The organism is Flavobacterium sp., from assembly GCF_039930565.1.
In the GTDB taxonomy this organism is placed as follows: Bacteria; Bacteroidota; Bacteroidia; order Flavobacteriales; family Flavobacteriaceae; genus Flavobacterium.
This window is the reverse complement of record NZ_JBDTTP010000015.1, coordinates 37,771-60,757: the sequence shown is the minus strand read 5'-3', so window position 1 is coordinate 60,757 and position 22,987 is coordinate 37,771. Positions and strand designations below refer to the sequence as shown.

The following is a 22,987-nucleotide window of genomic DNA, read 5'->3' as shown; positions in this document are numbered from 1 at the left end:
TATTTTGATAAAAAATCAATAAAATAAAGCTACACCTGATACTTCTTATTAAAATAATTCTTCAATAATCCAATCTGAATTAAAATCATAAAAGGAACAATTAAAATAGCATACAAAATATTTTTAGAAAAATGAATCCCGGAGAATAAAGCAGAAGCCTTATCTGAATATAATTGGACCATTTCCATATTTGAAAAATCGTTATTTATAAAAACAGAATATCCGGTTAAAGCAATTAAGCTTAGCCCAATAATAAGCCAGGTCGATTTAGAAATTAGAGGCTTGTAAGTTTTAATTTTACTTTTTTCAGCCAATAAAACCTGAGACATTATTTTTGAAGTAAAGTCGATTGATGGTGACTCCAAATTATTTTCGGCCATCATTTTGTCAATCAGATTCTTTATATTTTTATCGCTCTCTTTCATAATACGCTATTATTTCTGGTTCTAGTTGCTTTTTCAAAATTACTGCTAATTTTTGTCGGGATCTAAATAATTTTACTTTGACATTATTAGCATTAATGTTCATGATTTTTCCGATTTCCTCTAGACTCTGATCTTCAAAATAAAATAAAGTTAGCAGAAAATTGTCTTCATTTGATAATGAATTTAAACAATTCTGAATAGTCTGCTTTCGTTCCTTGTCTTCTAAAGCATTCAAAGCATTGTCCATTGTTTTAATTAAATGTACCGAAAATTCATCTATAGATATAGTAACGTCTTCTTTTTTATTTTTCTTCAAACGATCCAAACAAGTATTGTATGCCACCCTGTAAATCCAGGTTGAAAATTTAGAATCACCTTTAAACTTGCTTAAAGAGTTGTAAATTTTAATAAAAGTATCCTGAGCGACTTCTTCGGCTTCTTCTCTGTTTTTAACCATTTTCAAAGCCAGTGTAAAAATCATATTCTTATAACGGTCAACCAGCACAGCAAACAAGTGGGTATCGCCCTGCAAAATTTTATCGATATAATCTTGATCACTGATTGCACTCATATTATATAGGACGACTGCTTGCTTATTTAGGTTACAAAATTTTTGAAATAAATTCTAATCTGTTAAATTTCCAATTTCTAATTTAAGACAAAAGTCTGGGTCTTATTTGTAAAGTTTAAAACTTTTAAAAAGATAAAGTTAACATCAAAAAGAATTCGTTCATTGAAAACCAACTGATAATCAACGATTTTTGGTCGCAAAGTCTACAATGGAATTTAAAAAATTAAAATTTTTACCAATAGTTTGTAACCTACATTAAAAAGGCTTCGTCATATCGGTATCAATCAATCAATTAAATAAAAAAATTATGGGACCACAAATTTTAATACCAATTAGTCTTTTCTTAATGATCTTCGGTATTTTTTATCTTATTTATTCAACACGAAACAGAGAGCGTTTAGCACTGATCGAAAAGGGCATTGATGCGAGTATTTTTTTAAAAGGAAAAAACAATGGAGTTCCACCCTGGAAAATCTTTATTTTAAATACAGCTTTTCTTTTAATCGGAATTGGACTTGGTTTTTTTATTGCTTTATTTCTTTCCACTTACACACAAATGAATTCAGATGTTGTTTACCCGGCAACAATCATTACAATGTCAGGAGTAGGTTTGCTTGTAGGATTTAGCAGAGCTAAGGATTTGGATAAAGAATAAAGGTCTTGAGTTGGTACATTAAAACTATAACGCATCAGAACAATGGATTTGATGCGTTTTTTATTCCATTTTAGAGCCGATAGTTTCATAGTAAACATCAACAGAAAGATTGGTTTGCATGGATGCCATAACAGCTAATTGATCACAACGTTCATTTTGCGGGTGATTATTATGGCCTTTAATCCATTTAAAATCGACTTGATGCTTTCGATAAGCAATTAGAAAACGTTGCCATAAATCAGGGTTTTTTCTTCCTGCGAATTTCTTTTTTTCCCAGCCTAAAACCCAGCTTTTCAAAACTGAATCAACAACATATTTAGAATCTGACAGGACTAAAACCTTCATATTTGGATTTTTCAGTTTTTCTAAACCAACAATTACAGCTAAAAGTTCCATTCTGTTATTGGTAGTAAGACGAAAGCCTTCATAAAATTCTTTTTTATGAGGAGTTCCCACTAATTCCATTACTACGCCATAACCGCCTTTTCCGGGATTTCCTTTTGCGGCGCCATCAGTATATATATGTACTTCGTGATTCATTTAAATTTTGAATATTCAGATTCTTAATTTGCCGGATTTTAAATTTGTGGCTTCAAATGAAAAAAAATTATATTTAAATAATATTAATTCATGTAAAGTTTAAATCTAACCAATTTCTTTCTCTAGTAAATTATAAATAATTTCAGGAAAATATTGTTGTTCGAGTTCATGAATCTTTTCAGCCACCGTTTCCGGAGTGTCGTTTTCAGTCAAAGCCACGTTCTGCTGAAAAATAATCCCGCCTTCATCATAATGTTCATTTACATAATGAATAGAAATCCCTGTTTCCTTTTCCTTATTGTTTACTATTGCCCTGTGTATGTGTATGCCGTACATTCCTTTTCCGCCATAATTGGGTAAAAGGGCCGGATGGATGTTGATTATTTTGTGAGGATATTGTTGAATTATATGCTCAGGAAATTTCAATAAAAAACCAGCCAAAACAATAAGATCCGGGTCGATTTCCTGTATTTTTTGAAGTACTTTTTTGTCTAAAAGTTCTTCTTTTGAGAAAATTTCAGTTGGAATTTGATGTTTTTTTGCCTTGTCAATGACTTTAGCGGAAGGATTGTTTGTGAAGACAGAAACTACTTTGGCAATTTCTTTATTTTTAAAATATTGTATAATGTTTTCTGCATTAGTTCCTGAACCTGAGGCAAAAACAATAATTTTTTTCATATTAGTGTATGTTTTTAGAATGCAAAAAACGGAATAATAAATCAAAATAAATAGTATTAAAAGAGCTTTCTTGAAATTAATTTTATAAATTAGTAATACATTTATTAACTATATAGTTGTTTTAAAATAAAGTTTTTTATTTTTGCCAACAAATTAAATTCTAAAATTAAAGATTATGTCAGACATTGCATCAAGAGTAAAAGCGATTATCGTAGACAAATTAGGTGTTGACGAAAACGAAGTTGTAACAGAAGCAAGCTTCACTAATGATTTAGGAGCTGACTCATTAGACACTGTTGAGCTTATTATGGAATTCGAAAAAGAATTTGATATCCAAATTCCAGACGATCAGGCAGAAAACATTGCTACTGTTGGTCAAGCTATTTCTTATATCGAGGAAGCTAAAAAATAATAAATATACACCCGATTTTATATGCTATATAGGTCGGGTGTTATTATTTTTTTTAAAATTTAAATTTCGATTGAATTTCAATCAAAAAAAATATATTTATATTGTAATGCCCATGGCTCTTAAGTAAACAATACAGTTAAGAAAGCGTGGGTTTTATTTGTTAAAGATAAAATACATATTTATGGCATTAAAGCGAGTTGTTGTAACAGGATTAGGCGCTCTTACTCCTATCGGAAATAATATCCAGGAGTATTGGGATGCGCTTATTAATGGTGTTAGCGGTGCTGCCCCAATAACGTATTACGATACAGAAAAACATAAAACGAAATTTGCCTGCGAAGTAAAAAACTTCAATATTGAAGATTATATGGATCGCAAGGAATCACGCAGATTAGATAAATTTGCTCAATATGCCGTAGCAGCAAGTGACGAAGCTATTAAGGATGCAGGACTTACGAATGATAACATAGACAAACAAAGAGTTGGTGTTATATGGGGAGCGGGAATTGGAGGTTTGGAAACTTTTCAGGAAGAAGTAATGTACTACGCTAAAGGTGACGGGACACCTAAATTCAATCCGTTTTTTATCCCCAAAATGATTGCCGATATAGCTCCGGCGCATATTTCGATGCGTAATGGTTATATGGGACCAAATTATACAACTGTTTCAGCATGTGCATCTTCTGCAAATGCCTTAATTGATGCTTTCAACTACATTCGTTTAGGAATGTGTGATGTTATTATTTCTGGAGGATCAGAAGCCGCCATTACTATTGCAGGTATGGGAGGTTTTAATTCTATGCACGCATTATCTACAAGAAACGAAAGTCCGGAAACAGCTTCAAGACCTTTTGATGCTACCAGAGATGGTTTTGTTTTAGGTGAAGGAGCAGGTGCGCTTGTTCTTGAGGAATATGAGCATGCGAAAGCGAGAGGAGCAAAAATTTACTGTGAAGTTGGTGGAGGCGGAATGTCATCAGATGCTTACCACTTAACAGCTCCACATCCGGAAGGAATAGGGGTCATTGCGGTAATGAAAAACACATTAAGAGATGCGGGAATGAATCCTGAAGATGTTGACCATATCAATACACATGGAACTTCTACTCCATTAGGCGATGTTGCCGAATTAAAAGCAATTAGTGCGGTGTTTGGTGAACATGCTAAAACAATCAATATTAATTCAACAAAATCAATGACTGGGCATTTGCTTGGGGCTGCAGGAGCAATTGAAGCAATTGCTTCAATTTTAGCTATGAAACATAGTCTTGTTCCTCCAACAATAAACCACAAGGTTGTTGATGAAAATATTGATCCGGCATTAAATCTTACTTTAAACAAACCGCAAAAAAGAGAAGTAAATGTTGCTATGAGCAATACTTTTGGTTTTGGTGGCCATAATGCATGTGTATTGTTTAAAAAATTATCAGAATAATTTTGCATATGAATATTTTCAAAAAAATCCTCTCAAAATCCCGTTCAAAAGAAGACGGGATTTTTTTTGACACTATTCAGAAAATACTTGGTTTTCAGCCAATTTCAATTGAATATTATAAGAAAGCCTTTACCCACCGTTCCTCAAACAAACTTGATGAATCCGGAATACCCGTAAATTATGAAAGATTAGAATTTTTGGGAGATGCTATGTTAAGTGCAGTAATTGCAGCACATTTATTTAGTAAAGTACCCAATGGAGATGAAGGATATTTGACTAAAATGCGATCTAAAATTGTTAGCAGGGAACATTTGAATGAATTAGGCAAGGACTTAAACCTCGTTCGCTTTATTGAAAGTAAAGTTCCTGTACAGCATTTTGGTGAAAATATTCACGGAAACATTTTTGAATCACTTGTAGGAGCCATCTACTTAGACAGAGGATATGGCTTCTGTGAAAAGTTCATACAAAAAAGAGTCATTACACCTTATGTTGATATTGCCAGACTGGAGGGAAAAGTAATTAGTTATAAAAGTTTGGTTATTGAATGGTGTCAGAAAGAAAAAAGAGTTTTTCATTATGATATATTTGAAGATAATGGAATTGACGGTCAAAGATTATTTGGTGTCAAATTGAGTATAGATGATAAAGTTATTGCAAGAGCAAGAGCAACTTCTAAAAAGAAGGCGGAAGAGAAAGCATCTCAACGTGCTTATTTTGCATTTCAGGAAAAAATAGATAAGAAATAACAGTATATTTATAGTAATCTTCTTAAAGCTATATCGTTTTAGTTTATAAATTAACAAAAACAAGTCCATCTGTATTATTGATGGTTCAATAGAAATAGTATATTTACACCTTGATTTTCATGATATGGCTATTCATAGATTGGATTTAGACGAATTTGACGAAATTGATTACTATTTAATGGCAATCCATACTTCATTAGAAGATTATCGACTGGCCTATTTTATCAATAAAGCACTTCCGATAAACTTAAGTAAGAGCAAAAACGAGATCCATGCTCAAACTAAGGAAGGACAGACAAATTTTTCAAGATTCTATTATTATGATAACGATAAGGCCTTATCGTGGAATCTGATTCAGAATAAAAATGAAATCATTTCAGTGAGTAAAAATGATTTTCAGGATTTGTTTTCCAATGAAACAAGTGAGGTTTCAACAACAATTCATTTACTTCCTGAATTCAAAAAAGTAGATTTTTTCCTGAAAATAGATAATAGCGATGAGGCTATGGACTTTTCAGAAATTCAGCAAAAGCTAAATACAATTGAGAGTATTGCAGCTATATATGTTGTTGATACAAACAAAATAAAATCAAAAAACAATTTAATTTTTTAAAAAATGCTTACAAACAAAAAAACCAAAATTGTAGCCACACTTGGACCTGCATGTGGAACTAGAGAGATCATCAAGGATATGATCGACGCAGGTGTAAATGTGTTTAGAGTTAATTTTTCGCATGCAGATTATGAAGGAGTAAAAGAAAAAATCAATATCATTAGAGGACTTAATGAAGAATTTGGCTACACTACAGCAATCCTTGGGGATTTGCAGGGGCCAAAACTTAGAGTTGGTGTGATGGAAGAAGGAACAGTAGTTAATGATGGTGATATAATCACTTTTACAACTGCAGAAGATATTATTGGAACTGCTTCAAAAGTATTCATGAAATATCAAAATTTTCCAAATGATGTTAATGCAGGAGAGCGTATTTTGCTTGATGACGGTAAACTTATTTTTGAAATTATCTCAACAGATAAAAAAACAGAAGTTGTTGCTAAAGTAATTCAGGGTGGGGAATTAAAATCTAAAAAAGGGGTTAATCTTCCAAACACTAAAATTTCTTTACCAGCTTTAACAGAAAAAGATATTGCAGATGCTATTTTTGCTATTGAACAAAAAGTAGACTGGATTGCACTTTCGTTTGTTAAAACACCCCGTGATCTACAAGATCTACAAGAATTAATTGCAAAACATTCGGATGTTAAAATTCCGATTATTGCAAAAATTGAAATGCCGGAAGCATTAGTGAATATTGATAAAATCATAGCTTATTGTGATGGTTTAATGGTGGCTCGTGGCGATTTAGGAGTTGAACTGCCTGCTCATGAAGTGCCATTGGTACAAAAAGACTTAATCCGCAGAGCTAAAACTGCAAGAATTCCTGTAATTGTGGCAACACAAATGATGGAAACTATGATTACCAGTTTAACGCCAACACGTGCGGAAGTAAATGATGTGGCCAACTCGGTTATGGATGGAGCAGATGCTGTAATGTTATCAGGAGAAACGGCTACTGGTAATTATCCTGTACAGGTTATTCAAAAAATGACTCAAATATGTGAAGCTGTAGAAGATTCACCACTAATTACCGTTCCACAAAATACGCCTCAAATTAAGACAAAACGTTTTATTACCAAAACAATTTGTCAACAGGCAGCGATAATGGCAAATACAATTCATGCGAAAGCTATTTGTACGTTAACCAATAGTGGGTACACAGCCTTTCAAATTTCAGCATGGAGGCCTTCTGCTCACATTTTAGTTTTTACTTCAAATAAAAGAATATTAACTCAATTGAATTTGTTATGGGGAGTAAAGTCATATTTCTACGATAAGGACGAAAGTACTGATGATACAGTTACAGATGTAAACAATATTGCAAAAGAAAAAGGTTATGTAGTAAAAGGAGATTATTTAATTAACCTTGCCGCTATGCCAATTAAAGATAAGGGAATGGTAAACACTGTGAGAGTTTCTGAAATAGAATAATTTTTTCTGAATTTAAAAAATAAAAAACCGTCAAAAATATATTTGACGGTTTTTTTATGCAATCATTTTGCTTTATAATTGATTATTAAAGTCGGATGATTTCCAATATGGTTTAATTATTTTCTTTTCTTTATGACTTAAAGCCAATAATATAATCGCAGCAATAAGACAAAATAATGTTGCCTGAGCAGAACCTTCAGGTCCAAATTCGCCTCCGGTAAGCAATGTAGAGCCTTCTATTTTAGAAATTAATAAACTATTTGTTTTCTCGTTTCCGGAAGTTATTGCTCCAAAAATACCTGATTGTGTAAAGTTCCATGCAAAATGTATAGCGATTGGAAACCATAAATTTCGGCTGTAAATAAAAGCCGCACCAAGCAAAAAACCTGCAAATGTAATGCACAGTCCAGAAAGCAAAGTGCTGTTTGGATTTGCCAAATGCAATGCACCAAATAGAATTGACGAAATAGAAAGGGAAATATAACTTCCCAGTTTTTCTTCAATAATTCTGAATACGATGCCACGAACTAAGATTTCTTCAATAATTGCAATTGTAAAGGCAACTGTAAGCGGAATAAGGATAAACGAAATTGGATTTACAGCAATAATGTTAAAACCTCCATTAAGGTAAATAACTAAAACAGTTAGTGCTTGCAGGACAAAGCCAATTAAAGTTCCGATAATCAGATTTTTTGCCAATCCTTTCACGACTAATTCAGTTACGGCCCTTTTTTCGTAATATTTAAAAAAGATACTATAGCTTATTATGGCTAAAGCCGAAACAATAATTCCTTTAAAAAGATTTCTAATGTCTTTGTCAAGAGCTGTTAATCCTAATAATTTTCCGGCAATTTGCTGCCCGACAACGACAAAAGCCATAAAGGCAATTAAAGCAAAAATAATTTTGGTTACAGGAAAATTGAATAATTTTTGTTTTCTGGTCAGGGTTTCCATTTTGAATTGATGTATGTATTAAGTTGTAACAAATGTATGTCACATTAAAACCAAAAAATAGAATGAAATTTGCCTGCTTTATAATTTTTGAAATTGTTTGGGTAAAAATCCGGTTTGGTTTTTAAAAGTTCTGATGAAATGGCTCTGATCTGCAAAACCACATTGAAAACCAATTTCGGTAAGATTAGTTTGATTGGATTGTATCAGCGAAAGTGAACGATTGATTTTTATTCTTCGCATATATTCTCCTAAAGTACATCCGAAATATTTGGGAAAATGCTTGGATATCGTAATCGGATTTAAATTTAAAACCTGTGACAAATCTTGTAATCTGGGATTTTCATTCCAGCAATCGTTTAATAATTCATTTAAACTTTTTACCCAAAACGGACTTTTTTCAAAACGTTCCAAATGAGAAGTGTTGGATAATTGAGCAAATAACATGGTAATAGTATCGCCCGAAAAAGCATCGGCAACTAAACTTTCCCTAAAGATTTTTAAAATTATAAATTTAGTAAGCGTTGCGTTTTGAACGGATTTTTCGATTATCGCTTCAGTAATTTGAAGTTCCTTAAACAGATTTTCTTCAATCTCAATATTAATATTTTTGGAGGGGAAAAGTGTATCCTGATTCAAATGCAATTCATCACTATGATAAAACAACAATGAACCCGAACCAAGTGTTTTGCTAAAGTTTTTTCGTTTTTCTGTTGTGCCACCTTTTAGAAAAAGAGTTATGTGGGCGTTATCATGCGAATGCCAGCCTTCATAAACTTTATTTTGATACTCTGTTTCAACAACCGCAATACCATTTGTATTAGTGAAAATCTTTTTGGTATTTCCTAAGTATATTTCTTTTTCCAGTTGGTACATTATTGTTGATTGTATTTGCAGGGCAAATTAGTAATTATTTAGGTAAGAATAATGAATATTAATAATTGAGTCTAACCCGGGTAATTTGTAAGTTTATAACGCACAATAAAAATATTGTGAAAAAATTAACTTCCATAATTCACACAAATTATTTATTATTTAATTGTTTTGTAACACAAATATAATAATGGCTACTAATAAGTAACTATTTAAATCATTGATTATGTATAAAATTACGATGAAATCAGTTTTAGTGGCATCCGCCTTTTTAGTTGGCGTTAGTGGCAGTTTTGCACAAGACGTTTTAGTGAATTCGCTGAAACTAAATGCAAGTGATAAAAGTAAAGAGAACTTTAAATTTACAGAACAAATTAATTTAGGAACTACTTCAGTAAAATTGCAGGGTTCTTCAGGAACTTGTTGGAGTTATTCGACCAATTCATTTTTAGAATCTGAAATGATTCGTTTAGGAAAACAGCCTGTAGAATTGTCTCAGATTTATTCGGCAAGAAATGTATATGTTGAAAAAGGAATTAATTATGTGCGTATGCATGGTGCAGTTACCTTAGGTGACGGCGGTGCCTTACATGATGTAATTAATATGTATAAAAAATACGGAACGGTACCAAGAGAAGTTTACACAGGATTAAACTACGGAACTGATAAAAATAAATTTGGTGAAATGGCAGCGCTTATTGAAGGTGTTTTGACGGCTGTTGTTAAAAATCCAAATGGCGAATTAACACCAAACTGGCAAAAAGCATACGCTGCCGTTATCGATTCTTATTTAGGAAAAGTGCCGGACAACTTTACTTATAAAGGAAAAAATTATACACCACAATCTTTTGCTAAAGAAGTAGTAGGAATTAATCCTGATGATTATATCGAAATGTCCTCTTTTACAACTTCTCCTTATTATCAGAAAACAACAATGATGGTGCCGGATAACTGGTCATTTGATCAGGTTTATAATGTAAAAGTAAATGATATGACAGATGTTATTGACAATGCTTTGAAAAAAGGATACACAGTCGCTTGGGCAACAGACGTGAGTGAAAAAAGTTTTAGCTGGAAAAATGGGGTAGCGTATGTTCCGACAAAAAAATTCGAAGACATGTCAGCTGAAGAAAAAGCAGATATGTTTAACGGACCAAAACCAGAACCCGAAATTACTCCTGAAATGCGTCAGACTGCATTTGATAATTATACTACAACAGACGATCACGGAATGCATATTATTGGTTTAGCCAAAGACCAAACCGGAAGAGAATATTATATTGTAAAAAATTCCTGGGGAGAAACAAATGACTATAAAGGTTTCTTGTTTGTAACCAAAAATTTTGTAAAATACAAAACAACTGCTTTATTGGTAAATAAAGGTGGAATTCCAACTGAAATTGCTAAGAAATTAGGCGTTTAGTTTATAGATTTTAAAATAAAACCCCCAAGAGCAGAAAATATTTTTTAAATGCCTTGGGATTTTTTATTAAATTTAAAATCTGATTTCTGTTTTGATAAAAGAATTAGTTTACCAAATGTTAGACATATATTTAGTTTAAGATTTGTAATTCCTAACACGAAATCATTTTATATTTTTACAACTTCAGATCAAACAATTTAAAATGAGAAAATTTGTTATAGGCGATATTCATGGTGGTTTACTCGCACTGAAACAAGTAATGAAAAAAGCCCAGGTTACTGAAAAAGATACTCTAATATTTCTGGGCGATTACGTCGATGGGTGGAGCCAGTCACCCCAAGTAATTGATTATTTGATTGATCTTCAGAGCAGACAAAATTGTATTTGTATCAGAGGTAATCATGATGATTTATTAGTTGAATGGCTTAAAAACGCGAAAAACAATGAACTTTGGTATCAGCATGGAGGCGAGGCCACAGTTTTGGCTTATGAAAAACTTAATGACGAACAAAAACAAATTCATATAAAATTTTTGGAGAATCTTAAGGACTATTATATTGATGCAGAGAATCGTTTGTTTGTGCATGCAGGATTTTCCAATCTGAATGGAGTTAGTTATGAATATTTTTCAAAAACATTTTATTGGGATAGGACTTTGTGGGAGACAGCACTTTCATTGGATCCAAATATGAAAGAGGATGATTTGTATTATCCAAAAAGATTTACCTTATATAAAGAAATTTTTATTGGCCATACTCCTGTAACAAGGATTGGAAAAACAGTTCCGATAAAAAAAGCTTGTGTATGGAATGTTGATACTGGTGCTGCTTTTAAAGGGCCTTTGACCATTATGAATGTTGAAACCAAAGAATTTTGGCAAAGTGACCCGTTAAACGAATTGTATTTTGATGAAAGAGGCAGAAATTAAGTCTAAAAATTCTATTTTTGCAATTAAATTAAATATTAGATTTATGAAAATAGTTTTTACATTATTGCTTTTAACAGTATTTGGAATTTCACAATCGCAAGAAGCTTTTAAAGGAAAAGGAGATACAAAAATTAATATTGGCGCCAATTTACAAGATGGTGGTTCAGGAATTCAGGGTTCAATTGATTTTGGTCTGGCAGAAAATTTTTCTTACGGATTTGTTACTACTTATTTGTTGGGAGTAAATGAATTTTCAGGATTTTATAACGACAATCCGGATCCATATACAAATGAGAAACCAGAATTTAAAGATCGTTTTGATGCAAAATTCAGAATTAATGCCAATTTAGGAACGGTATTTAATATTGATGAAAAATTAGATATTTATCCTGGCTTAAGTTTAGGATTGAAAAATTTTGGCGGTCATGTTGGAGGACGTTATTTCTTTACTGAAGGATTTGGTGTTTTTACGGAACTAGGATTTCCAATTGCAAAGTATAGTAGTGATAATGATATTTTTGACCATTTGAATAATCAGGTAACTTTTAGTTTAGGAGCTTCTTTTAACTTGTAACATTCTTAATAATAGCAGCATAAAAGCGGTAGTTTGAAATATTCAAACTACCGCTTTTTTTATAACATTTCGAAGTTAGATCTAAATCATAAAGACAAACTCCCTGTAGTATAAACTTATTCAATTTAAAAAATAAGAATATTCTGTTATTTAATTATTAGGTTTAAAATTGAAGTTTTTAATGATATTTTACGCGGTAAGTTAGTATTTACAGTACTAAGATAATTCTAACACTATAACGTTATAACTATTAAATTAAAAAAAAATTAAGGGTTTTTTTTTATTATGTGTTTTTTTTATGTTTTTTTTTGTGATTAATAAAATTTATTTACTTTTGTGTAATCGATTACATTTCATATTGCTTGAAATTATAAACTTTACACTATTTACTTAAACCACAATTATGAAAAAAAAATTATTTTATCTGATTTTAATTTTTATGTCTGCGCAAGTGTGGGCACAATCCGTTACTATAACTAAATCGGCCGGCTGGTTAGAATCTGCTTTTGTAGAATGGTCTCCTGTTTCAGGAGCCGATAGCTATAATGTTTATTACACTGGAGGAGGCGAAACAGATAAAAAAATTGACGAACCGCTTATTCGCAGTTATGGCACCTATTTTCGTGCAGATGTACCAGGACTTGTGGCTGGATCTTATACTTTAACAATAAAACCAGTAACAGCGACTGTTGAAGGAATTGGGACTACCACTTCAGCTTTAACAGTTGTAGCTCATGATCGTAACGGTTTTGCATTTGAGGGAGGACGTATTCCCGGAGGATATAATGCTGATGGTACTCCCAAAACAGGAGCTGAGATTCTTTATATTACTAAAAACACAAAGAATACAATTTCATTTGATGTTGTTACTGGTTCAAATGGTATAACAAAAACAAATTGTATTGGTTTGCAAAATATTTTATATGGTATAAAAAAAGGAAAAGATACACGCCCTTATATTATTCGTCTGATTGGAAATATCACTGATATGGCTGTAATGGAAGGTGGTGATATTACTATTGAAAACGCCAACAATGCAAATAGCTACCTTACTTTGGAAGGAGTAGGAAATGATGCCGTCGTAAATGGAATGGGAGTTCGTCTTAAATCTGCTTCGAATATTGAGGTTAGTAATCTTGGTTTTATGAACTGTAACAGTACTGCTGGGGATAATATTGGCATGCAGCAGGATAATGATCATATTTGGGTTCATAATAATGATTTGTTTTACGGAAATGCAGGTTCTGATGCTGACCAGATAAAAGGAGATGGTGCATTGGATAATAAAACATCCACCTATGTTACATTATCATATAATCACTTTTGGGATAGTGGAAAAGCAAGTCTTCTGGGCTTAAGTGAAAATAAAACAACAGATTTGTATATTACCTATCACCATAACTGGTTTGACCACTCTGATTCCCGTCATCCTAGGGTGCGTTTTTATTCTGCTCATATCTATAATAATTATTTTGATGGAAATTCTAAATATGGTTCCGGATCAACATTAGGTTCCTCTTTATTTATTGAGGGAAATTATTACCGCAATACTAAAAACCCTATAATGACATCATTGCAGGGTACTGATATATGGGATTCGACTAATCAGATAAATAATGCAGGCACTATGGGAACATTCTCTGGTGAAGCCGGTGGTAGTATTAAAGCTTTCAATAATACATTTGATACAGATATTGCCACTAATAGTATGCGTTTTGTAGCCTATGGAGATACAAATCCTTCGTATAATATTGCAGGTAAAATCAATTCGACTACAGATTTTGATGCTTATTTAGCTTTATCAAGAGATGAAATTGTTCCGGCTACTGTGATCTCCAAATCAGGAGCTAATACCTATAATAATTTTGATACTAATGCAGCCTTATATGTTAAAAATTTGGTAATAGACACACCTTTAGATGCTAAATCTAAGGTAACACAATATGCAGGACGTGTTTCCGGAGGTGATTTAAAATGGACATTTAATAATGCTACAGATGATAAATCTTATCTTGTAATTGCGGCATTAAAAACAGCATTAACTAACTATACATCGACAATGGTTGCTGTACAAGGTGAAATAGCAGCTCCTGGAAATCAAACTTTAGTTGCAACAACCAATAATAATAACCAAACAGTATCTACTGGAGCTGCAATTAGTAATATTGTATTTACCTGGGGAGGAGATGCAACTGATGCAACTGCTACTGGTTTACCAAATGGAATTACAACGATTAAAAATACTACTAATAAAACGTTGACTCTTTCAGGAATACCAACCGAAACTTTAGATTACACAGTTACTACTACTGGTACGGCTGGTAGTGCAGCTTCTGATTCCGGAACGATTACTGTATTGCCTCCGAGCAGTCAGATTCTTACTTCTACAAGCAATAATAACAATCAAACAATAACAATTGGTGCTTCAATAACTCCTATAATGTTAACCTGGAGTGGTGATGCAACAGATGCTGATGTTTCTGGATTAGCAGCAGGACTTGTGTCTGTAAAAGATGCAGTAGCAAAAACCATTACAATATCTGGTACGCCAACTGCTACGGGTTCTGCTACTTTTACTTTAATTACTTCAGGCACTTCAGGAACTCCTGTTGCTGTATCAGGAACAATTACGGTTAATGCTGTAGTTTCAGGTAGTCAAATACATAATTTCACGACATCTGGAAAAACTAGTTCATTTTACACTTTTGGTGCAACAGCTAACATGAATTCAACTGCTGGATCTGCATCTTATGATGGTTTGAATTTAACTGCACGTTTAAAAATAGAAACAGCTACAACAATTACTTATACAACAGCAGCTGTTTCATCCTTAACTTTAGTATTTGATCCAACATTTGTTGGTAAAGTCAAGCTTAATGGTGTAAATAGCGTTGCTGCAGTAGGAGGAATAATTACTATATCGTCAGTTCCTGCTGGTAATAATGTAATTTCTAAAGGAGACACAGCGAATCTGTTTTATATAAAAACAGCTTATGCGACATTAGGCTTGGGAGATAATATTGAGGCTTCAAAATTATCGTTATATCCAAATCCTGTTTCAGATCAATTGTATATTTCTTCTGAGAGTCAAAAAATAGAAAACGTTATGATTTATAGCCTATCTGGAACAATAGTCAAAAACGTTTCAAGGGTGGTTGAATCTATTGATATGAGCAATCTGGCTACAGGAAATTATTTAGTACGAGTAACTACAGGCGAGGGTATTATTACCAAGAAAATTATCAAAAAATAATTAAAAATTAAATTTAAAAAAAGGCTCCCAAATTTTTTGGGAGCCTTTTTTTATTGTGTTGTTGTTTAAGTTGTTCTAACGAGGCCAGAGTGATTTTTTGGAATTGATTTACAGTTTGTTAATCTTAAATTGTAATTTTTTTCTTATATTATTTTGTAGCTTTAACATACTTAAATTTATAAAACAAAAAACGTAATTAATGTTAGTATTTGTTAAGTCAAATTTGTGAAATGGCTGGGAAGCTTGTAAAATAAGGAATTTTTAATGTGTGTAATTTATTACATTTAATGCAACAAATTACATTTTAATCATTTAAACTGTCTTATTTTATTTAATATGTTTTTTTATAATAAAAATATTATGAATAATAAAAATTTTTATATTTTTGAGTAATCGATTACATTTTATTGATGCATTCGATAAAAAATAAAAACCACTTTTAAATAACTATCAATTAACCAAACCACAAAATGAGAAAAAAAATATTTTTTCTGACCTTTTTGTTTGTTTCAATACAAACATGGTCACAGCAAATTCAAATTAACGAGGCATCGGGCTGGCTGGAATCAGTTTTTGTAAAATGGCAGCCAGTTAGCAATGTTCAAACCTATAATGTTTACTATACCGGTAACGGTTTTACGGATCAAAAAATTGATAATCAATTAATCCGAAGTTATGGCTCTTATTACCGTGCAGATATTCCTGGACTAAAAGCAGGGACTTATACCGTAAAAGTTAAACCAGTCATTTCAGGTGTTGAAGGAACGGGAACGACAACGAGTACTTTAACTGTTTTGGCTCAGGATCGCAACGGATTTGCTTTTGATGGCGGCCGTGTTCCCGGAGGATACAAAGCCGATGGAACTCCAAAAGATAATGCGGTAATTCTTTACATTACAAAAAATACAAAAAACACTATTTCAATGGATATTACAGGTGCAAGCACAAATCCTTGTGTAGGGTTACAAAATATTTTATATGGAATTAAAAAAGGAAAAGACACGCGTCCCTTCATCATTCGTCTTATCGGAAACATAACTGATATGAGCATAATGGAAGGCGGAGATATCACGATCGAAAATTCCAATAATGCCAACAGTTATCTTACTTTGGAAGGTATTGGTAATGATGCAGTGGTTAACGGAATGGGTGTTCGTCTTAAATCGGCATCTAATATTGAAATTAATAATCTGGGTTTTATGAACTGTAATAGTACAGCAGGTGATAACGTGGGACTTCAGGATAAAAATGATCACGTTTGGGTCCATAATTGCGATTTATTTTACGGAAACGCCGGAAGCGATGCAGATCAGATAAAAGGAGATGGCGCCATGGACAATAAAGGTTCTACCTATGTAACGTTTTCATATAATCACTTTTGGGATAGTGGAAAAGCAAGTCTTTTAGGCTTAAGCGAAGGCACCACGACAGGTTTATATATTACATACCATCATAACTGGTTTGATCATTCTGATTCTCGTCATCCAAGGGTTCGTTATTATTCTGCACACATTTATAACAACTATTATGATGGAAACTCAAAATACGGTGCAGGATCAACATTAGGTTCTTCTTTATTTATAGAAGGAAATTATTTCCGAAATTGCAAATATCCTATGCTTACTTCTAAACAGGGAACAGATATTTTTTATGATTCTGAAGGTACTTTCTCCGGAGAAGCAGGAGGAACGATTAAAGCTTTTAATAATACAATGAGTGGACAGACACGTTATGTTCCTTATAATTCTTCTACTAATCCAATTGAATTTGATGCTATTGAAACGTCAACCCGAGGTGAAATTATTAGCAGCAGTATCAAATCAAAATTGGGAGCAAATAGTTATAACAATTTTGATACTAATGCCGCGCTATATGTTAAAAATCTGGTTATCGATCAGCCAGCGGTAGCACAAACTAAAGTAATGCAATATTCTGGGCGAGTTTCGGGAGGAGATTTAAAATGGACTTTTAATAATGCTTTAGACGACGCATCTTCTACCGTAATTACAGCATTAAAATCAGCTATTACTAACTATACAGGAACATTGGTTTCAGTACAGGGAGAAACAAGCGTAGTAAGTAATCAGACACTTTCTTCAACCACTAATAATAACCAAACTGTGACAAGTGGTACTGCAATTAGTTCAATTGTTTTTACTTGGGGTGGAACAGCAACAGATGCTACGGTAACTGGGTTACCTGCATCAGGAATTACTTTTGTAAAAAATACTACAGCTAAAACCATTACTATCACAGGAACCCCAACCGCTACTCTTTCTTACTCAATCAGTACTGTAGGAACGGGAACTGCAGTGACAGGATCAGGAACAATTACAGTTACTCCTGTAAGTGCTCAAACCCTTACTTCAACAAGTAATAAAAGTCAAACTGTGACAAGTGGTACAGCAATTAGTTCCATTGTTTTCACTTGGGGTGGAAGTGCAACAGATGCTACGGTAACGGGGTTACCTGCATCAGGAATTACCTTTGTAAAAAATACAACAGCTAAAACAATTACTATCACAGGAACACCAACAGCAACTTTGTCTTATTCTATTGCTACCACTGGAACAGGAACTGCAACGACAGGATCAGGAACTATTACTGTTACAGGAACTGCTTCAGGAAATCAAATACATAATTTTACCGTATCCGGAAAAACAAGTTCATTTTATACTATTACAGGAAATATGAATTCTTCTGCGGGTTCAGTAACTTATGCAGGATTAACATTAACTGCTCGTTTAAAAATAGAATCCAGTACCTCTATAACTTATACGACAACTGTTGCTTCGACTTTAACGCTGGTATTTGATTCTAATTTTACCGGAACTGTAAAAGTCAATAATATCTCTTATACTGCAACTGCAGGAATCGTTACGGTATCACTTCCTGCGGGAGCAAATACAATAACAAAAGGTTCTGTTGCAAATTTGTTTTACATGAGTACCGCGTATAATACGACAGCCCGTATGGCATCAAACAATTCTGTGGAAGAAACTTTAAAACGGTCTAAACTGACACTATATCCAAATCCGGTTTTAAGTGAGTTGAATATTGATTCAGATAAGGCGATTCAAAAAGTGGAAGTGTATAATTTATCAGGTGGATTGGTAAATACACAACAAGGAAATAATAACATTGTTGATATGAGCAATCTTGCTAATGGCAGTTATTTGGTAAAAGTTCATACCGAAAGCAGCGTTACAGCTAAAATCATCATTAAAAAATAATGCCTACTAACTAACCAACTATTTATTAAAAGCAAAAGGCTTCCAATTTTGGAAGCCTTTTGTGTATTTAATTTACAAATCAAATTTAATCCCTTGAGCCAATGGTAGGCTAGTTGTATAATTGATAGTATTGGTCTGGCGTCTCATATATATTTTCCAGGCATCAGAACCTGATTCTCTTCCTCCTCCAGTTTCTTTTTCTCCTCCAAAGGCTCCCCCAATTTCGGCACCGGAAGTTCCAATGTTGACATTTGCAATACCACAATCAGAACCTGTAACAGATAAAAATCTTTCTGCTTCACGTAAGTTATTGGTCATAATGGCTGATGATAATCCTTGAGCCACACCATTTTGCTGTTCAATGGCATTTTCTACTTCTCCGGAATATTTCATCAGATATAAAACCGGGGCAAAAGTTTCATGCTGTACTATTTCGAATGAATTTTGGGCTTCGGCAATTGCTGGTTTTACGTAACAGCCACTTTCATAACCCTCACCGGAAAGGACGCCTCCTTCAACTAAAATTGTTCCGCCTTCTGCAACCACTCTGTTTAGGGCTTTTGCATACATTTCGACTGCATGAATATCAATTAGCGGCCCAACATGATTGTTTTCGTCAAGCGGATTTCCAATTCGTAATTGTTTGTAGGCGGCAATCAATGCCTCTTTTACTTTATCATAAATGCTTTCATGGATGATTAATCTTCGGGTAGAAGTACAGCGTTGTCCGGCAGTACCAACAGCTCCAAAAACAGCTCCAATTACTGTCATTTTTATATCGGCATCAGGTGTAACAATAATAGCGTTGTTTCCACCTAATTCTAATAATGATTTTCCTAAACGACCTGCAACAGCCTGAGCTACTATTTTTCCCATTCGGGTTGAACCGGTGGCTGAAATTAAAGGAATTCTATTGTCTGCTGTCATTAACTCACCAACAGTATAATCTCCATTGATTAAGCATGAAATTCCTTCCGGCAAATTATTTTCTTTGATTACCTGAGCAATAATATTTTGGCAGGCGATTCCACAAAGTGGTGTTTTTTCAGAAGGTTTCCATACACAAACATCTCCGGAAATCCAGGCTAACGCTGTATTCCACGCCCAGACAGCAACCGGAAAATTGAATGCAGAAATGATTCCGACTACTCCTAATGAATGATATTGTTCGTACATGCGGTGTCCGGGTCTTTCAGAATGCATCGTTAACCCGTGTAATTGTCTGGATAAACCAACAGCAAAATCACAAATGTCAATCATTTCCTGTACTTCACCATATCCTTCCTGTAATGATTTTCCCATTTCATAGGAAACCAGTTTCCCAAGAGCTTCTTTATTCTGGCGTAATTTTTCTCCAAATTGGCGTACAATTTCTCCACGTTGTGGTGCAGGTGTTAATCGAAAAATTTTAAAAGCTGCTGTTGCTGACTGCATCACTTTTTCATAGTCTTCAAACGTTGATGTTTTTACAGAAGCAATAAGTTTACCATCAACGGGGGAATAGCTGTCTAAAATTTCTCCGGACGAAAAGTTTTCCATTCCTGTTGAGGTTCCTTCATTTATAAATTTGATGCCCAATTTTTCCAGAGCTTCATTTATTCCAAATTGCGATGCTATTGTTGTCATTTTAACTTTTTTAGTTGAAATTGTGATATTTTTTACGTAAAGATATTATTTCGAAATGAATTTCATTAAAGTAATCCAAAGTAAATTTACTATTATTTAATAGGATTTTAATTGTATGTCATCAATTTATCCATCTTAATTGATGAAATTTGTACCAATATAAATTTTTAAATATGTCAATTGTAAAGAGCTTTTTAGTTTGTTTCTTTTTAATTTCGATCCATACATTTGCGCAAAAAAAACAAAACTCAACTTTTCAGGTTGTTCCTTTAGGAGTAAAAGGAGGTATTGACGAAAAAAATCTTTCGGCTTATTTATTGGGTCCTGTCAACACAAAAGATTTTGTTTGTCTGGATGCCGGTACAATCAATTCTGGAATCGAAAAAGCCATTGAAAATAAAGTTTTTAAAGTTTCAGCAAGTGAAGTGTTGCGAAAATATATTAAGGGCTATTTAATTTCGCATGCACATTTAGACCATGTTTCGGGTTTGATAATTAACTCGCCGGCAGATTCTTCAAAAACGATTTACGCAACAAAAAGATGTATGGAAATGATGGAAAATCATTATTTTAATGATCAGACCTGGGCTAATTTTGGAGATGAAGGGCCTGGTTTTCACATTAAACGTTATCATTTCCAGACTTTGAATATTGGTGAAGAAACTCCAATTACCAATACTGCAATGACGGTAAAATCTTTTTCTTTAAGTCATGTCAATCCATATGAAAGCACTGCTTTTTTGATAAAAAACGGAAATGATTATGCTTTGTATCTTGGTGATACAGGCCCTGACACGGTAGAAAAAAGCAGTAATTTAAAAGACTTGTGGACAGCAATTGCACCTTTAATTCAGAGTAAACAATTAAAAGGAATTTTTATAGAAGTTTCTTTTCCGAATGAGCAGCCAGATCAGTTTTTATTTGGACACCTGACTCCAAATTATTTGATGAAAGAACTTCATGTTTTAGAAGAATTATCGGGTAAAGGTTCCTTGGATAATTTTAAAATAATTATTACCCATTTAAAACCTCCGGTTAAAAGCATTAAAATAATTAAAGAGCAATTAAAAAATCAAAATGATTTGGGATTGAAACTGATTTTTCCGGAACAGGGAAAACGTTTTGAATTGTAATTCAGTAAATTTATTCAAATTAAAAATTAAATAAAAAAAAACCGACAAGATTTAACTTTGTCGGTTATATATTTAAAAGGAGAATTTACTACAAGTCAAATCCTAAATTTACGCCTAATTTCATAGCGATGATTTTGGTAATTCTTTGTTTTAATTCCGGTATTTTTATACTTTCGATAACTGCATTTGAGAATGCGTACATCAATAAAGCTTTGGCTTCTTTTTGTGGGATTCCACGAGATTGCATGTAAAACATAGCCGTTTCGTCTAATTGTCCAATGGTACATCCGTGAGAACATTTTACATCGTCAGCAAAAATTTCCAATTGGGGTTTTGCGTTGATAGTAGCTTTGTCGCTCAATAAAATATTATTGCTTTTTTGAAAAGCATTTGTTTTTTGAGCTTCTCTTTCTACCAAAATTTTTCCGTTGAAAACTCCTGTAGAACGATCAGAAAAAATTCCTTTATAATCCTGGAAACTCTCACAATTTGGCTGTGCATGTTTTACTAAAGTATAGTGATCAACATGTTGTTTGTCGCTTAGAATTGTAATTCCGTTTAACGTACTTGTCAATCTTTCGCCAAAGTGATAAAAGTTCAAATTGTTACGGGTTATATTTCCACCAAACGAGAATGTATGAACATAAGCGTGACTTTCCTGTTGTTGCGAAACATAAGTGTTATCAACTAGATTTGCTTCGCTGTTATCATTCTGGATTTTATAATAATCAACAATAGCACGTTTTTGAGCGAAAATCTCTGTAACCGAATTGGTCAAAACAGGATTTTCATTTAAACTTTGGTGGCGCTCGATAATCTGAACATGCGAATTTTCACCTACAATAATCAAGTTTCTTGGCTGAACCATTAAAGCCGCTTCGTTTCCTGTTGAGAAATACATAATCTCAATAGGTTTGTCAGCCACTTTCTTTTGCGGGATATTGATAAAAGCCCCTTCACTTGCAAATGCAGTATTCAACGAAGTCAAACTTTCGTCTTTGCTTGCAATTTGATTGAAGTAGGTATCGATAACCATTTTATATTTTGGTTTGGTCAATGCCGAAGACATCAGGCAAACATCAATTCCGTCGTGTGTTGTAGAAGATAAATGTGAACTGAAAACACCATCAATAAATACTAATTTATAAGTGTCTATTTCATGTAAAAAATATTTTTTCACATGATTAAATTCGATTGCATTCTCTGCCTTTGGAAATACCGTAAAGTCATTTTTTAAGATGGCATTAAGTGATGTATATTTCCATGCCTCTTCTTTTTTGGTTGGGAAACCTTTATTTTCGAAATTTTTTAAGGCATTTGTGCGAATGTCATGTAAATCTGAATGTACATCGACACGCTCTTCAAAAGCCATAAAAGACGATACTAATTTTTCTTTTAAATCCATTTTTGTTTTGTTTCCTTCGGAGTTTTAGGTTTCAAGTTTCAGGTTGTGTACCGGAACTTAATTCCTTTGAATCCTT

20 protein-coding genes are annotated in these 22,987 nt (G+C 33.1%); 12 read left to right on the top strand and 8 right to left on the bottom strand.

All coding sequences use genetic code 11. The features are described from left to right. Window positions 1-29 precede the first annotated feature (29 nt). The gene (locus ABI657_RS06145; protein ID WP_348096362.1) at window positions 30-425 is read right to left on the bottom strand and encodes a hypothetical protein; all 396 of its coding nucleotides are present in this window, start codon (window positions 423-425) and stop codon (window positions 30-32) included. Further along, window positions 409-996 (bottom strand): sigma-70 family RNA polymerase sigma factor, encoded by a 588-nt coding sequence (locus ABI657_RS06140; RefSeq protein ID WP_348096361.1) that lies wholly within the window; start codon window positions 994-996, stop codon window positions 409-411. Before ABI657_RS06140 ends, ABI657_RS06145 begins: the two co-directional genes overlap by 17 nt. A gap of 307 nt (window positions 997-1,303) precedes the next feature. Here ABI657_RS06140 and ABI657_RS06135 point away from each other — a divergent pair, with 307 nt between their 5' ends. Continuing rightward, window positions 1,304-1,651: a DUF6249 domain-containing protein gene (locus ABI657_RS06135; RefSeq protein WP_348096360.1), complete on the top strand. Its 348-nt coding sequence runs from the start codon at window positions 1,304-1,306 to the stop codon at window positions 1,649-1,651. 60 nt (window positions 1,652-1,711) lie between these two features. On the opposite strand, the gene rnhA is transcribed toward ABI657_RS06135, so the two are convergent. Together rnhA and purN are read right to left on the bottom strand one after the other, a co-directional pair. Then, window positions 1,712-2,191 (bottom strand): ribonuclease HI, encoded by a 480-nt coding sequence (gene rnhA / locus ABI657_RS06130; protein WP_348096359.1) that lies wholly within the window; start codon window positions 2,189-2,191, stop codon window positions 1,712-1,714. 105 nt (window positions 2,192-2,296) lie between these two features. Next, on the bottom strand, window positions 2,297-2,869 hold the full coding sequence (gene purN, locus ABI657_RS06125) for a phosphoribosylglycinamide formyltransferase (RefSeq protein ID WP_348096358.1): 573 nt from the start codon (window positions 2,867-2,869) through the stop codon (window positions 2,297-2,299). Window positions 2,870-3,044: 175 nt separating this feature from the next. Here purN and ABI657_RS06120 point away from each other — a divergent pair, with 175 nt between their 5' ends. From ABI657_RS06120 to pyk, 5 genes are all read left to right on the top strand, one after another. Then, window positions 3,045-3,281 (top strand): acyl carrier protein, encoded by a 237-nt coding sequence (locus ABI657_RS06120; RefSeq protein WP_007137004.1) that lies wholly within the window; start codon window positions 3,045-3,047, stop codon window positions 3,279-3,281. 181 nt (window positions 3,282-3,462) lie between these two features. After that, on the top strand, window positions 3,463-4,716 hold the full coding sequence (fabF, locus tag ABI657_RS06115; RefSeq protein ID WP_348096357.1) for a beta-ketoacyl-ACP synthase II: 1,254 nt from the start codon (window positions 3,463-3,465) through the stop codon (window positions 4,714-4,716). A gap of 8 nt (window positions 4,717-4,724) precedes the next feature. Then, window positions 4,725-5,465 (top strand): ribonuclease III, encoded by a 741-nt coding sequence (rnc, locus tag ABI657_RS06110; RefSeq protein ID WP_348096356.1) that lies wholly within the window; start codon window positions 4,725-4,727, stop codon window positions 5,463-5,465. Between the two features lie 124 nt (window positions 5,466-5,589). Further along, the gene (locus ABI657_RS06105) at window positions 5,590-6,078 is read left to right on the top strand and encodes an IPExxxVDY family protein (RefSeq protein ID WP_348096355.1); all 489 of its coding nucleotides are present in this window, start codon (window positions 5,590-5,592) and stop codon (window positions 6,076-6,078) included. 3 nt (window positions 6,079-6,081) lie between these two features. Beyond that, window positions 6,082-7,512 carry a pyruvate kinase gene (gene pyk / locus ABI657_RS06100; protein ID WP_348096354.1) on the top strand — a complete coding sequence of 477 codons (1,431 nt, stop codon included), beginning with the start codon at window positions 6,082-6,084 and terminating at the stop codon, window positions 7,510-7,512. Between the two features lie 72 nt (window positions 7,513-7,584). Here the strand turns inward: pyk and ABI657_RS06095 are convergent, their stop codons facing one another. Beyond that, entirely contained in the window at window positions 7,585-8,466 is an 882-nt protein-coding gene (locus ABI657_RS06095) for a type II CAAX endopeptidase family protein (RefSeq protein ID WP_348096353.1), read from the bottom strand. A gap of 78 nt (window positions 8,467-8,544) precedes the next feature. Next, the gene (locus tag ABI657_RS06090; protein WP_348096352.1) at window positions 8,545-9,339 is read right to left on the bottom strand and encodes a helix-turn-helix transcriptional regulator; all 795 of its coding nucleotides are present in this window, start codon (window positions 9,337-9,339) and stop codon (window positions 8,545-8,547) included. A 223-nt stretch (window positions 9,340-9,562) separates the two neighbouring features. Between ABI657_RS06090 and ABI657_RS06085 the strand changes: the two genes are divergently transcribed. The 5 genes from ABI657_RS06085 to ABI657_RS06065 all read left to right on the top strand — a co-directional run bounded on the left by ABI657_RS06085 (window position 9,563) and on the right by ABI657_RS06065 (window position 18,747). Then, window positions 9,563-10,759: a C1 family peptidase gene (locus tag ABI657_RS06085; protein ID WP_348096351.1), complete on the top strand. Its 1,197-nt coding sequence runs from the start codon at window positions 9,563-9,565 to the stop codon at window positions 10,757-10,759. A gap of 202 nt (window positions 10,760-10,961) precedes the next feature. Further along, the gene (locus ABI657_RS06080; RefSeq protein WP_348096350.1) at window positions 10,962-11,687 is read left to right on the top strand and encodes a metallophosphoesterase family protein; all 726 of its coding nucleotides are present in this window, start codon (window positions 10,962-10,964) and stop codon (window positions 11,685-11,687) included. Between the two features lie 43 nt (window positions 11,688-11,730). After that, a complete protein-coding gene (locus ABI657_RS06075; RefSeq protein ID WP_348096349.1) occupies window positions 11,731-12,261 on the top strand; it encodes a DUF6646 family protein in 531 nt (176 codons plus the stop codon). A gap of 403 nt (window positions 12,262-12,664) precedes the next feature. Beyond that, window positions 12,665-15,514 carry a T9SS type A sorting domain-containing protein gene (locus ABI657_RS06070; RefSeq protein ID WP_348096348.1) on the top strand — a complete coding sequence of 950 codons (2,850 nt, stop codon included), beginning with the start codon at window positions 12,665-12,667 and terminating at the stop codon, window positions 15,512-15,514. 470 nt (window positions 15,515-15,984) lie between these two features. Then, window positions 15,985-18,747, top strand: a complete 2,763-nt coding sequence (locus tag ABI657_RS06065) for a T9SS type A sorting domain-containing protein (protein WP_348096347.1) — start codon at window positions 15,985-15,987, stop codon at window positions 18,745-18,747. Window positions 18,748-18,819: 72 nt separating this feature from the next. Here the strand turns inward: ABI657_RS06065 and ABI657_RS06060 are convergent, their stop codons facing one another. Then, on the bottom strand, window positions 18,820-20,373 hold the full coding sequence (locus ABI657_RS06060) for an aldehyde dehydrogenase family protein (RefSeq protein ID WP_348096346.1): 1,554 nt from the start codon (window positions 20,371-20,373) through the stop codon (window positions 18,820-18,822). Window positions 20,374-20,546: 173 nt separating this feature from the next. Here ABI657_RS06060 and ABI657_RS06055 point away from each other — a divergent pair, with 173 nt between their 5' ends. Continuing rightward, complete coding sequence (locus tag ABI657_RS06055) at window positions 20,547-21,506, top strand: 3',5'-cyclic-nucleotide phosphodiesterase (RefSeq protein WP_348096345.1); 960 nt, start codon at window positions 20,547-20,549, stop codon at window positions 21,504-21,506. Between the two features lie 88 nt (window positions 21,507-21,594). Here ABI657_RS06055 and sufD read toward each other — a convergent pair whose 3' ends face one another. Then, window positions 21,595-22,911 (bottom strand): Fe-S cluster assembly protein SufD, encoded by a 1,317-nt coding sequence (sufD, locus tag ABI657_RS06050; RefSeq protein WP_348096344.1) that lies wholly within the window; start codon window positions 22,909-22,911, stop codon window positions 21,595-21,597. Between the last annotated feature and the right edge of the window lie 76 nt (window positions 22,912-22,987).